Here is a 12760-nt window from a genome sequence, read left to right as displayed (position 1 = left end):
TGACAAATTGTTTGATGACAAGAATGCGATCGGACGCATCGAGGAGCAGGCGTGCAAAGATCCCACATCCGGTTTTGCCGCCTTGCCTTGATTTTCATACTGTGTGCCTTCCCGTCCATCGCGTCGGCCGAGACCCTGAAACCCTATAAGGACGAGCTGTTCGCCTACCCGGCGATCCTCTCGCGGAACGGCGGCCATATGGTCGTCGGCTATGACGAGATGCGCGACATCAATGGCCGCGACGAAATCCCCGAGCGGCGGGCCCGCGGGAAATATGTCTCGACCAGTGTGCGCAAGGCGCAGCAGGATCTGGTGCTGAGGACCGACGCGGGCAAGATCCGCCATGTTGCTGTCGGTAGGCGCGCGGGCGCGAAATTCATTGCCATCTACCTGCACGGGCAGGGCGGCAACCGAAAACAGGGTGTCGACGACTTCAGCTTCGGCGGCAATTTCAACCGCATCAAGAACCTGATGGCTCGTAATGGCGGGCTCTATCTGTCTCCTGACTTTTCCGATTTCGGCGGGAAAGGCGTGGCGGAAATCGAAGCGCTGATCGCGCATTATGCGGAACGGTCCCCCGGCGCGAAAATATTCGTTGCCTGCGGCTCGATGGGCGGCGCGCTGTGCTGGAGCCTCGCGAGCGACAAGGCGATCGGTCCGCGCCTATCCGGTCTGCTGTTGCTCGGCTCGCATTGGTATGACGGCTTTCTGACCAGCCCCGCCTTTCGCGCGAAAGTGCCGGTATTCTTCGGCCATGGCAGTCGCGACACAGTCTTCCCGGTAGCGAAGCAGGAAGCATTCTTCCGCTCGATCAAAGCGAAATCGCCCGGCTATCCGGTTCGCTTCGTGCGCTTCGAGACCGGAACCCACGGTACTCCGATCCGCATGATCGATTGGCGCGAAACGCTGAACTGGATGCTTTCCGCCCGGTGAGCTGCTTGTGGCGCTCACATCGAGCGGCCGTCGAAATCGATGACCGGCACGGAAGCAAGATCGACGCCTTCAAGGCAGCGTATGTTGATGTAGGCGGAAGGCTCGGCCTCCAAGGCCGCGTCCTCGGCGAATGGATGCATGCCGCATGTCCGGCAAAAGCGGTGCTCGATGGCATGCTTGTTGAACACGTAGGTCCCCATGCCGTTTCCGGAACCGGTCAGGCGCAGCTTGTCGCGCGGCACGGCCCACAGCAATGCGCCCTTGCGGGAACAGATCGAGCAGTTGCACGCCACGGCCGCGGTGAGTTCCCCCTCGACCTCGAAAGCGACTTTGCCGCAGTGGCAATTGCCTTTGTAGAGCATGCGTTTCTCCCTGGATTGATGGAGGATCGGCAAGTGGGCGCGTAGACGGCCCTAAGGCGCGGTGTTGTAGTCGAGCACGGTTTCCGGGTTGATCTCGCCGTCATAGGTCGCATCGACGTCGTACTGTACGAGGCTGAACTCGCCGTCGCGGAACAGCCAGATTCCGGTCGAGGAGACATCGCCCACGCCGCGCCACTTGGCGTGCGATGTGATGGTCTTGGTCGCTTCATCGTAAAACGAATTGATGAGCTCGCCATCGCTTCGATAGCCGATGATGTTTATGGCTTCGACTTTTCCTTCGCTGTCGCCGTTTTGATACTGAATCTGAAGTTCGGGCGTAGCGAAATGGATTTCCCTGACACCGCGGACTTCATCGGCCTGATAGTAGTAATGCGCTTCATTGTAGGCACCCATGGTGCAGAAGAAGCGGAAGAGTTGCGCTTCCTGTTCGCCGCCGTCAGCGCTGACGGTGTTGTGGAATTTGATGATGTAGCGCTCGGGTTCGGTGGGTTGCGTATCTTGGCCCCGTGGAGCGCATTCCTCGCCATGACTTGCCGCAAAAATCTTCTTCGCCTGATCGAGTTCGACGTCGCGCGCCGGCGGCGGCGGCCCGTCGCCGCATTTCGCCGGGAGCGCTCCCTCGGCCGATAGGTCGGAGGGTTTCAGCGCGCCGCGCTCCAGATGCAGCGCCGTAAACGGCGGCTCCTGAATTTGCGGATTTACAAGGCGCGCTGTGTAGCAGCCGGCGAAAACCCGTTCGGTATCGTCCATGCCAGTCGCAGCGATCGCGACGGGGACGTTGAAGAATGTGCTGCCGGCCGCACCTTCGACGCCTGGCTCGCCGGTCACGACGCGTACGGACTTCGTGCCTTCATAGCCTGCGACAAAGCTTTCGAAATTCGCCGACGGCTTCGTTTCGCCGAAATAGGACCAGGCGCGGGAAAATTCTCGGCGGTTGATGGCATTGTAGAACGACTTCACGACAGCTTCCGCGTCGGAGCGGTCGTCGAGATAGTCCGGCTCGGCGGCCCTTGCGTCCCAGGGAGCGGCGATGCCGGCGATCGATATCGACATGGCGGTTGCGAGAATCGCTTGTCTCATCGGGAATCTCCGTCAGCGAAAGCAGGCTAGCATGGATTGCGGCGTCGTGATGGCGCTTGAAAGATCGCCTGTGGAGTTCCTATCTCCGCTCCGGCCATTCCGGCCCGTTCGAGGGATTTCCACATGACGATTTCAATGTATCAGGCGTCGATTCCGGTTTTGATCAACCGGCTGAACGCGCTGTCGCAAGTGCTTGCCAAGGCGGAAGAAAACGCGGCCGCGCGCAAGATCGACCCTAACGTCTTCCTTTCCGCGCGGCTTGCCCCCGACATGCTCACGCTGACGCAACAGGTCCAGATCGCCAGCGACAACGCCAAGGGCATCGCTTCTCGTCTCGCCGGGCGCGAGATCCCGAGCTACGAGGACAATGAGGCGTCCTTCGCCGAGCTTCAGGAGCGGATCGCGAAAACGGTGCGGTATCTCGAAAGCTTCGCTCCCGCCGACATAGACGGCTCCGAGGAAAGACCCGTCGAGATGCGGCTGCGCGGTGGCCTGGTGAAGTTCGCCGGCCAGCAATATCTTCTCAATTTCGGGTTGGCGAACTTCTATTTTCATGTCGTCGCTGCCTACGCCATCCTGCGCCACAATGGCGTGCCGCTGGGCAAGGCCGATTTCATCGGCTCGATCTGATCCGGGCAGGGCGGCCGGCGATTGCGCCGGCCTGCCGCTTAGCCGGTAAATTCGTCCACATGTTTCGGAGGGATTTTTAACCGGATTCTCGTACTTGTGACCGGGATCAATCGGAAGGCGAGGGAGGCTGTTATCGGAACGGGCGCAAACCGCGATTTCGCTTCGTTGCTCGACGATCTCTTCGTCGCCAAGACGCCCGCCGACGATACGGCACGGCCGCCGTCGATTCCGTTCGACTATCTGTCGGTCGCCGACGAACTGCATTCCGGCCGGATCAAGGTTTCGAGCGACGAAGCCGCGGCCGAATACCGCCGGACCAATGAGGAGTTCGAGGCCGAACTGGCGGCGCTGCTCGGCCAGGCCGAACCGCTGCTGGCGGGCGACGCCGTACCCGTCGAAGGCCTGTCATCGATAGAGCCGGCTGCCATCGCCGTCGAACTCGGCCTCGACCAGGCCAAGGCAGCCGCCGATTTCGGCCGCTTGCGGCGCAGTTTCGCGTTCAAGAACCATCCCGACCGCGTCGCGCCGCATCTGCGCCAGCGGGCCATGGTGCGCATGCAGGTCGCCAATATGCTGATCGACGACGCCAAAAGGCGAGCCGCCGCCAAGCGCTGATCCCGCAGTCGGAGAACTTTGTTGCATTGCCTGCCTCTTGGCGCGCCGTCCGGCGCTGGCTATGATGCGCACCTCACCCGCGCTTTTGCCGCCCAAACCATTTTCCCGCCGGAGATTTCAAACCATGCAACAGCGCCGTATTGGCCGCACCGATCTTCATGTTTCCAAAATCTGCCTCGGAACAATGACCTGGGGCCAGCAGAACACCGAGGCCGAAGGCCACGCCCAGATGGACCTCGCCTTCGAGCGGGGCGTCAATTTCCTCGATACCGCCGAGCTTTACCCGATCCCGCCCAAGCCCGAGACGCAGGGGCGAACCGAAACCTATATCGGCAACTGGATGAAGGCGCGCCGGAACCGGGCGGATGTTATCGTCGCCTCCAAAGTGGTCGGGCGCACAGCCAATGACTGGTTCCGCGGCGGCCGCCCTTCGAAGCTGGTGCGGGCCGATATATTCGACGCGATCGACAAATCGCTCGCCAGGCTCCAGACCGACTATATCGACCTCTACCAGATACATTTTCCGGAACGGCAGATCCCGTGGGGATCGAACCCGATGCGGGTCGGCAATTGGCCGGCGCCGCGCGACGAGGACGAGACGCCGATTGCCGAAACGCTGGCCGTTTTCGACGAACTGGCGAAGGCCGGAAAGATCCGCCATTTCGGCCTGTCCAACGAAAGCTCGTGGGGCGTCATGCGGTTCGTCGCGGAGAGTGACAAGGGCGTAGGGCCACGCGTCGCCAGCCTGCAGAACGCCTACAACCTCGTCAACCGCACCTTCGAGGTCAATCTGGCCGAGGTTTGCGACCGCGAGGAGGTGTCGCTGCTTCCCTATTCGCCGTTGGCCCAAGGCTATCTCACCGGCAAGTACGATCATGGCGCGCGGCCTGAGGGATCGCGTTCGCAGCTTTTCAATCGCGGCCAACGCTACGAGACGCCGAACGCGGCTGAAGTGCAGCTCGAATACAATGAACTCGCCCGCAGCTTCGGCCTGGAGCCGGCGCTGTTCGCCAACGCTTTCGTTACCAGCCGGCCTTTCGTGACATCCAACATCATCGGCGCGACCAGCATCCCGCAGCTCAACATGGCGCTCGATTCGGCGGAGGTGCGCTGGACCGACGAGATGCAGCAGGCGGTCGACGGGATCCACCAGCGCACCGGCAATCCATGCCCCTGATTGGCGCGACGGATTGCGCGCGCTGGTGAGTTCACGGCGGCACGCAAATGAACTAACAAGCGCCATCTGACGTTCGCGGCGGGCAAATTCCAGCCCGCGCGAGCCAAATCGCGAACAGCAAGAAGAGATTTCACTATGACAATCGCACAAGAGACCGCCGAACTGCTGACCAGCCTCGGCGTTTCGAAGGAGAGCTTCACTGGCGGCGACCTGCCCGCCAAAAGCCCGATCACCGGCGAGAAGATCGCCGACGTCCGCTCGGTTTCGCCTGCCGAAGCCGGCCGCATCATCGAACAGGCCGACGCGGCTTTCCGCGCCTGGCGGCTCGTGCCGGCGCCGCGCCGCGGCGAACTGGTGCGGCTGCTCGGCGAGGAACTGCGCGCGCACAAGGCCGAACTCGGCCGGCTGGTTTCGATCGAGGCCGGCAAGATCCCCTCCGAAGGACTGGGCGAAGTCCAGGAGATGATCGACATCTGCGATTTCGCGGTCGGCCTTTCGCGCCAGCTCTACGGCCTCACCATCGCCACCGAGCGTCCGGGCCACCGCATGATGGAGACCTGGCACCCGCTCGGCGTGGTCGGCGTGATTTCCGCGTTCAACTTCCCCGTCGCGGTCTGGTCGTGGAATGCAGCGCTTGCGCTGGTCTGCGGCAATGCCATCGTCTGGAAGCCATCGGAAAAGACACCGCTGACGGCGCTCGCCTGCAATGCAATCCTGAAGCGCGCAATGGCGCGGTTCGGCGATGCGCCCGAGGGGTTGGCGCAGCTGCTGATCGGCGACCGGGCGGTCGGCGAGGCATTGGTCGATCATCCGAAGGTGGCGCTCGTCTCCGCTACCGGTTCGACCCGCATGGGCCGCGATGTCGGACCGCGCCTGGCCAAGCGTTTTGCCCGCGCCATTCTCGAACTCGGCGGCAATAATGCCGGCATCGTCTGCCCGTCGGCCGATCTCGACATGGCGCTGCGCGCCATCGCATTCGGCGCCATGGGCACGGCCGGCCAGCGCTGCACGACGCTGCGCCGGCTCTTCGTGCATGAGAGCATCTACGACGCGCTCGTCCAGCGCTTGAGGAAGGCATATGAGAGCGTGTCGGTGGGCAATCCGCTGACCACCAACGCCCTTGTAGGCCCGCTGATCGACGAGGCGGCGTTCCGCGGCATGGAAAAGGCGATCGAACGTGCCCGGGCCGAGGGCGGCAAGGTCACCGGCGGAAGCCGGATCGACACCGGCGACGCCGCGGCCTTCTATGTCAGGCCGGCGTTGGTCGAAATGCCGGACCAGACCGGCCCCGTCACGGAAGAGACCTTCGCGCCGATCCTCTACGTGATGAAATATTCCGATTTCGACGAGGTGCTGGCCAAGCATAATGCAGTCGGCGCAGGGCTTTCCTCGTCGATCTTCACGCTGGACATGCGCGAGGCCGAGCGCTTCCTTTCCGCCGACGGCTCGGATTGCGGCATCGCCAACGTCAATATCGGCACCTCGGGCGCCGAGATCGGCGGCGCTTTCGGCGGCGAGAAGGAAACCGGCGGCGGCCGCGAATCCGGCTCCGACGCCTGGAAGGCCTATATGCGCCGCGCCACCAACACGGTGAACTATTCCAAGGCGCTGCCGCTGGCGCAGGGCGTGTCCTTCGACATCGATTAGGCCGGCTTCAAACCTTCCAAGCCCGGCGCGCTTCCACGCGCCGGGCTTTTTTGCATTGTCTTTCCGGAGAACAGTTTCGTCGCTCGGGCGTTAGACACGCACACTGACCGATACAGCGAGCGGAACCATGGACAAGAACCCCAAGACGCCGCCAAAGGCGGCGGAAGCTTCTGAAAAACAGCGCGAAATCCAAGGCGGCATCGACGCCGCCGACAAGGCGGATACCGGCAAGAAGTCGGAAGGAGCCATGCAGGCCGGCGCTCGGCGCTATCCGGAGCCGCCCTTTCCGAAGCAGCATCAGCCCAAGCCGGGCTCCGAAGCGCGGCTCGATCCCGCGCCGATGTACGACGCGCCGTTCTACATCGGCTCCCACAAGCTCGAGGGCAAGATCGCCCTGATCACCGGCGGCGACAGCGGCATCGGCCGGGCGGTGGCGGTTCTGTTCGCCCGTGAAGGCGCTGAAGTCGCCATCAGCTATCTCGACGAGCACGAGGACGCCAAGGCCACGAAAAAGGCGGTAGAAGCCGAGGGCAAACGCTGCATCCTGATCCCCGGCGACATCTCGACGCGCGAAGCTTGCCGTGCGGCGGTCAGGCAGACCGTCAATGAACTGGGCGGCCTCGACATTCTGGTCAACAACGCCGCCTTCCAGATACATGCAGCGAAATTCGAGGATTTGACGCCGGAACATTTCGACAGGACGCTGAAGACCAACCTCTACGGCTATTTCCACATGGCCCAGGCGGCGGTGGAGCATCTGAAGCCGGGCTCCGCCATTATCAACACGGGTTCGGTCGTCGGCATAACGGGCAGCAAGCAACTGATCGACTACTCGATGACCAAGGGCGGCATCCACGCCTTCACGCGAGCGCTGGCGGCCCAGTTGGTGCCGCGGGGCATCCGCGTCAACGCGATCGCGCCCGGCCCGGTCTGGACGCCGCTCAATCCTTCCGAAAAGGAAGCCGAGGACGTGTCGAAATTCGGCGCAGACACGCCGATGAAGCGCCCGGCCCAGCCCGAGGAGATCGCGCCGGCCTATGTGTTCCTCGCCTCGTCGCATTGTTCCAGCTACATCACAGGGGAGATTTTGCCGATCATCGGCGGCTACTGACGTGCCTGCCTGCTGATAGTTGGCCGCGGGCTGCTGACAAGGGCGGGCTGCCGGGAAAGGAGAACGCGGGCCGCCAAGCCTGGCCGGAACAATCCCTCGTTGTGGAAGTTTGGCCGCAAAAGGGTCCGCGCATGAAAACCACCATGGCGGTCATATTTGTGCTGCTGGGGCTTGTCGTGGCCGGCGGCGGCATCTGGCTCGCGAACCTTGGCGGCTCGCTCTACTACATCGTGGCCGGCGTCGGCCTGCTTGCGACCGGGCTGCTGCTGTTTGCAAATCGGCCGGTCAGCCTCCTCGTCTATGCCCTTGTCATTGCCGGATCGCTCGCCTGGGCGATATACGAGGTCGGGTTCGACTGGTGGCAGCTTGCGCCGCGCGGCGGGCTGCTCATCGTCCTGGGGTTGTTGTTGTTGATGCCCTGGGTCCTGCGCCCGCTGGCCCGGAAGGGCGGCAGGCTGTGGATCGGTTCTGCCTTGACGCTTGCGGCCGCAATTATCGCGTCGGCCGCGGTAGCCGTCTATTCCATGACCATCGACGTGCACGAGATCACCGGTACCGTTCCGGAAGCGGAGGCGTCGACGCTGCCGCCGAGCGAGGCGACTGTGCCGCCGGCCGAGTGGCATGCCTATGGCCGCACGCCGGGCGGCAGCCATTATTCGCCGCTGACCGCGATCACGCCCGCCAACGTGGGGGGATTGCAGAAGGTGTGGGAATATCACACGGGCGATGTGCGCGTCGAAGGCGATCCCGAGGAGACGACCTACGAGGTGACCCCGACATTGGTCGACGGCCTGCTCTACTTGTGCACGGCGCACCAGATCGCGATCGCGCTCGATCCGCTGACCGGCAGGGAGGTGTGGCGCTACGACCCGCAGGTCGGCGTCAACAAGCAGCGCCAGCACCAGACCTGCCGCGGCCTGTCGTACGTCGTGGTCGAAGGCGCAGCCGCCGATTCCAACTGCGCCAGCCGCGTCCTGCTGCCGACGGCCGATGCAAGGCTGATCGCGCTGGATGCCAAGACCGGCACGGTCTGCACCGGTTTCGGCGACAATGGCGTCGTCAACCTGGCCCTGAATATGCCGAACTTCTATCCCGGCTCCTACTATTCGACGTCGCCGCCGGTCGTTGCCGGTGGTCTCGTGATCGTCGGAGGAGCCGTCAACGACAATGTCTCGACCACCGAGCCTTCTGGCGTCATCCGAGCATACCGCGCCGACACCGGCGAACTCGTCTGGAATTTCGACAGCGGCAATCCCGACGAGACAGCGCCGATCTCGGCCGTCCAGCCGTATGTCGGCAACTCGCCCAATGCCTGGTCGCTGCTCAGCGTCGACGAGCAGCTTGGGATGGTTTATGCGCCGATGGGCAATGCCCCGCCGGATCAGTATGGCGGCGACCGGACTCCCGAGACCGAGCGCTTCTCCTCGTCTGTCACGGCGCTCGATCTGCGGACCGGACAGGTTCGCTGGGTATTCCAGGCCGTGCACCACGACCTTTGGGACATGGACACGCCGTCGCAGCCTCAACTCGTCGACCTCGTCAGAGACGGCGAGACGGTTCCGGCGCTGGTCCAGGCCACGAAGCAGGGCGACATCTATGTGCTCGACCGCCGCACCGGCGAGCCGCTGCTGCCGGTGACCGAGGAACCGGCGCCGCAGGGTGCGGTGGAGGGCGACTTCACCGCGCCGACGCAGCCGACATCGGCGCTCAGTTTCAAGCCCGAGCCCCTGCGCGAGAAGGACATGTGGGGCGCAACGCCGGTCGATCAGCTCTATTGCCGCATCCGCTTCCGCAGCCTCAACTATGAAGGCCGCTACACTCCGCCCTCGACCAAGGGTTCGATCGTCTATCCCGGCAATTTCGGCACTTTCAACTGGGGCGGCGTGGCTGTCGATCCGGTTCGGCAGATCGTCTTCGCCAATCCCGTTTATCTCGCCTTCATCGTCAAGCTGATACCGCGCGAGGACGACACGACCAGCTACGTTTCGGAGGGTGAGCCGGGTTTCAACGAGAATTTCGGCGCGCCTTTCGCCGCCATGATGAGGCCGTTCTGGTCGCCAATCGGCCTGCCATGCCAGGCGCCGCCATGGGGCTTTGTCGCCGCTGCCGACCTCAATACCGGTGAGGTGATCTGGAAACGCCGCAACGGCACGGTGCGCGATTTGTCGCCGTTGCCGCTGCCCTTCGAGATGGGCGTTCCCGCTATCGGCGGCCCGATCGTGACGGCAGGCGGCGTCGCCTTTCACAGCGGCACGCTCGACTATTTTGTTCGCGCCTTCGACGTGAGCAACGGCCGGGAACTCTGGCGCGATCGGCTGCCCGCCGGCGGCCAGGCGACGCCGATGACCTTCCAGGGTTCGGACGGACGGCAATATGTGGTGGTTGTCGCCGGCGGCCACGGCTCCACCGGCACCGCGGCCGGCGACGCCATAATTGCCTACGCTCTGCCCTCGAACTGAGCTTTCTTATCCAAAAGTGCGATGCAGATCGGTCACGCTCCCAGATAAAACGCATCTTTTATCCGGACGTTTTGGGGTGCGCAGCCGCGCCGATGCCGTTATGGTGCGCGCGAGGCGGTGGGGACTGCATTGAGGACGCCTGTGCTGGGTTCGTGTTCTAGTCGCCTGTGGGCAATGACGGCTGTTTGCGTTTTCGCCCTGGCGATCGCCGGACCCGCTTCGGCGTTCGAGTTGTTCGGAATCAAGATTTTCGAGCCGAAGGCCGACGAGACCGAGGACGTCATCGGCGAGCCGCAACGCTATTCGGTTGATTTCGTGGTTTCGCCGGTAGCCGAAGCCGACGACATCGAAGACACGCTTAAGGGCGCTTCCACTCTCTGGCAGGATCGCGAAAAGGCCGCCTCCGGGGCGGCCGGGCTTCTGGCCAAGGCGCGCGGCGACTATCGCCGCATCCTCGCTGCACTCTATGCGCAGGGCCGCTATGGCGGCTCGATCAGCATTCTGGTCGATGGGCGCGAAGCCGCCGACCTGCCGCCCGACACCGAATTGCCCGATCCCGCCGCGGTGCGGGTCGCAATCGATCCGGGACCACTTTTCCATTTCGGCCGGACCAGCATCGTCAATCGCGCGCCGCCGCCCATCGATCCTGACGACGAGGTCGAAGCGCCTGAGCACGAGGGCTTCTCGCCGGGCCAGGTCGCGCGGTCGGGCGTCATCCTGCAGGCCGAAAACCTGTCAGTGGAGGCTTGGCGGCAGCAGGGCCACGCCAAGGCCAAAGCCATCGAACGCCGGGTGGAAGCAGCGCACGACACCAATCTGATCGACGCGACGCTCGAACTCGATCCGGGGCGCAGGGCGGCTTACGGGCCCGTGACTGTCCAGGGCACGCAGCGCATGGAGCCGGATTTCGTCGCCTACATGACCGACCTTCCGCTCGGCCAGGAATACGACCCCGACGACATCAAGCGGGCCAATACGCGGCTCGCCAAGCTCGACGTGTTTCGCGCCCAGCGCATCGAGGAGGCGGAGGCGATCGGCGAGGATGGCCTGCTGCCAATCAGCGTCATCGTGCAGGAGAGGCTCCCCCGCCGCTTCGGCGTCGGCGCCAGCTATTCGACGCTCGACGGGGCAGGCTTCGAGGCCTACTGGATGCACCGCAATCTGTTCGGCCGCGCCGAAAGGCTGCGCTTCGACGCCAGGGTGGCCGGGATCGGCAACGACGCCGGCGAGGGCGGCGGCTTCGATCCAGGCGACTTCACCTATCGCCTTGCCGCAACCTTCACCAAGCCGGGCGTCTATACGCCGGACACGGATTTCATCGCTTCGCTGATCGGCGTCCGCGAGGTGCTCGACCCGTACACGCGCACCGCCATCACCGCGCAGGCCGGCTTCAACCACATGTTTTCCGAACACCTCTCGGCCAGCCTCTTCGCCTATGGCGAGCACGCGCGCTTCGATGACGATTTTGGGGAACGCACCTTCAACATGGCAGGCTTCCTCGGCGGCCTCATCCTCGACCGGCGCGACAATGCAGCAAACGCTACCGAGGGCTACTATATCGAGGTTCTTGCCGACCCGTTCTACGAGTTCGAATACGGCAATGCAGCGCTCCGCGCGACCGTGGAAGGCCGCGTCTACTACGGCTTCCTCGAAGACGATCTGCTCGTCGCCGCCGCGCGGCTGAAGCTCGGCTCGTTGGTCGGGTCGCCGGTCGATGAAACCGCGCCGGACAAATTGTTCTTCGCCGGTGGCGGTGGCTCGGTGCGCGGCTATGCCTATCGCAGCATCGGCATTCCCTCTCCTGACGGGGGTGTCGCCGGTGGGCGCTCGCTGATCGAAGGCTCGGCCGAACTGCGCGCCCGCGTCACCGATTCCATCGGCGTCGTCGCCTTCGCCGACGCGGGCTATGTCGATTCCGATTCGTTTCCCGAGTTTTCCGAAGACTTGAAAATCGGCGTCGGCGCCGGCCTGCGCTACATCACCGGGCTCGGCCCGATCAGGCTCGATCTCGCAATGCCGCTCGATCCGGGACCGGACGACCCGGATGTGGCCTTCTACGTTGGAATAGGACAAGCGTTTTGACCCGCATCATCCTGGCCATCGCATTCTTCCTCTTCACGCTTCCGGCCCTGGCGCAGGACACGGAGCAGGAGGACCGATCCTACTTCATAGGCTTCGTCGAGGACCAGCTTTCGACACCCAACCGCCAGATCAGGATCAGAGGCATCCAGGGCGTGCTGTCGTCCAATGCGACGATCAGCGAGATCACCATCGCCGACCGCGAGGGCATATGGCTGCGGATCACCAATGCCCGCATCGTCTGGACCCGTTCGGCGCTGCTGCTCGGACGCCTCGACATCGACACGCTTGCGGCGGACAGCATCGACGTTTTGCGCAAGCCGCTGCCGGAAGAAGGTCTGCCGCCGCCCGAGGCGGGATCCTTCCGCGTGCCGGAGCTGCCGCTTTCGGTGACGCTGGACGCTCTTGAAGTGCCGCGCGTCACATTCGGCGAGGACGTGTTCGGGCTCGCCTCGCAACTGGCCATCACCGGCCGGCTCCAGCTTGCCGGCGGCTCTCTCGACACCGCGCTCGACGTGACACGCCTGGATGGGCCGGGCGGACAACTCGGGCTGACCGCGATCTACCGCAATGACACGCAGGTGCTCGACCTCGATCTTTCGCTGACCGAACCGGCAAACGGTATCGTCGCCAATGTGCTCAACAT

Annotated in this window: 10 protein-coding genes and 1 pseudogene; 9 read left to right on the top strand and 2 right to left on the bottom strand. The window is 63.8% G+C overall.

Annotated elements, in window-relative coordinates; all coding sequences use genetic code 11:
* The first annotated feature begins 51 nt into the window (after positions 1-51).
* The gene (locus MAXJ12_RS14105; RefSeq protein WP_008836570.1) at positions 52-933 is read left to right on the top strand and encodes an alpha/beta hydrolase; all 882 of its coding nucleotides are present in this window, start codon (positions 52-54) and stop codon (positions 931-933) included.
* A 14-nt stretch (positions 934-947) separates the two neighbouring features.
* On the opposite strand, the gene MAXJ12_RS14100 is transcribed toward MAXJ12_RS14105, so the two are convergent.
* Together MAXJ12_RS14100 and MAXJ12_RS14095 are read right to left on the bottom strand one after the other, a co-directional pair.
* A complete protein-coding gene (locus MAXJ12_RS14100; RefSeq protein ID WP_008836569.1) occupies positions 948-1295 on the bottom strand; it encodes a GFA family protein in 348 nt (115 codons plus the stop codon).
* Positions 1296-1346: 51 nt separating this feature from the next.
* Positions 1347-2396 (bottom strand): DUF1176 domain-containing protein, encoded by a 1050-nt coding sequence (locus MAXJ12_RS14095; protein WP_008836568.1) that lies wholly within the window; start codon positions 2394-2396, stop codon positions 1347-1349.
* 123 nt (positions 2397-2519) lie between these two features.
* Between MAXJ12_RS14095 and MAXJ12_RS14090 the strand changes: the two genes are divergently transcribed.
* The 8 genes and pseudogenes from MAXJ12_RS14090 to MAXJ12_RS14055 form a co-directional block, all read left to right on the top strand.
* Positions 2520-3026, top strand: a complete 507-nt coding sequence (locus MAXJ12_RS14090) for a DUF1993 domain-containing protein (protein WP_040586298.1) — start codon at positions 2520-2522, stop codon at positions 3024-3026.
* A 96-nt stretch (positions 3027-3122) separates the two neighbouring features.
* Complete coding sequence (locus MAXJ12_RS14085; protein WP_008836566.1) at positions 3123-3641, top strand: hypothetical protein; 519 nt, start codon at positions 3123-3125, stop codon at positions 3639-3641.
* Between the two features lie 124 nt (positions 3642-3765).
* Positions 3766-4818 carry an aldo/keto reductase gene (locus MAXJ12_RS14080; protein ID WP_008836565.1) on the top strand — a complete coding sequence of 351 codons (1053 nt, stop codon included), beginning with the start codon at positions 3766-3768 and terminating at the stop codon, positions 4816-4818.
* A 135-nt stretch (positions 4819-4953) separates the two neighbouring features.
* The gene (gene amaB, locus MAXJ12_RS14075; RefSeq protein WP_008836564.1) at positions 4954-6465 is read left to right on the top strand and encodes an L-piperidine-6-carboxylate dehydrogenase; all 1512 of its coding nucleotides are present in this window, start codon (positions 4954-4956) and stop codon (positions 6463-6465) included.
* A 127-nt stretch (positions 6466-6592) separates the two neighbouring features.
* The gene (locus MAXJ12_RS14070; RefSeq protein ID WP_008836563.1) at positions 6593-7576 is read left to right on the top strand and encodes an SDR family oxidoreductase; all 984 of its coding nucleotides are present in this window, start codon (positions 6593-6595) and stop codon (positions 7574-7576) included.
* A gap of 131 nt (positions 7577-7707) precedes the next feature.
* On the top strand, positions 7708-10035 hold the full coding sequence (locus MAXJ12_RS14065) for a membrane-bound PQQ-dependent dehydrogenase, glucose/quinate/shikimate family (RefSeq protein WP_008836562.1): 2328 nt from the start codon (positions 7708-7710) through the stop codon (positions 10033-10035).
* Between the two features lie 231 nt (positions 10036-10266).
* Positions 10267-12117 (top strand): BamA/TamA family outer membrane protein, encoded by a 1851-nt coding sequence (locus tag MAXJ12_RS14060; protein WP_341872535.1) that lies wholly within the window; start codon positions 10267-10269, stop codon positions 12115-12117.
* Positions 12114-12760: pseudogene (locus MAXJ12_RS14055) on the top strand (translocation/assembly module TamB domain-containing protein); the annotation flags it as partial. The gene MAXJ12_RS14060 and the pseudogene MAXJ12_RS14055, both read left to right, overlap by 4 nt.

It is taken from the genome of Mesorhizobium alhagi CCNWXJ12-2, assembly GCF_000236565.1.
GTDB lineage: Bacteria > Pseudomonadota > Alphaproteobacteria > Rhizobiales > Rhizobiaceae > Allomesorhizobium > Allomesorhizobium alhagi.
Note: the sequence above shows the minus strand (reverse complement) of the source record. Positions and strands in the feature narration are given on the sequence as shown.

What these genes read in the sequence shown, in the direction of transcription:
- MAXJ12_RS14100 (WP_008836569.1), bottom strand. Translation starts at nt 1,295, where the DNA reads ATGCTCTACAAAGGCAATTGCCACTGCGGCAAAGTCGCTTTCGAGGTC.
- MAXJ12_RS14095 (WP_008836568.1), bottom strand. Translation starts at nt 2,396, where the DNA reads ATGAGACAAGCGATTCTCGCAACCGCCATGTCGATATCGATCGCCGGC.
- MAXJ12_RS14090 (WP_040586298.1), top strand. Translation starts at nt 2,520, where the DNA reads ATGACGATTTCAATGTATCAGGCGTCGATTCCGGTTTTGATCAACCGG.
- MAXJ12_RS14080 (WP_008836565.1), top strand. Translation starts at nt 3,766, where the DNA reads ATGCAACAGCGCCGTATTGGCCGCACCGATCTTCATGTTTCCAAAATC.
- amaB (WP_008836564.1), top strand. Translation starts at nt 4,954, where the DNA reads ATGACAATCGCACAAGAGACCGCCGAACTGCTGACCAGCCTCGGCGTT.
- MAXJ12_RS14070 (WP_008836563.1), top strand. Translation starts at nt 6,593, where the DNA reads ATGGACAAGAACCCCAAGACGCCGCCAAAGGCGGCGGAAGCTTCTGAA.
- MAXJ12_RS14065 (WP_008836562.1), top strand. Translation starts at nt 7,708, where the DNA reads ATGAAAACCACCATGGCGGTCATATTTGTGCTGCTGGGGCTTGTCGTG.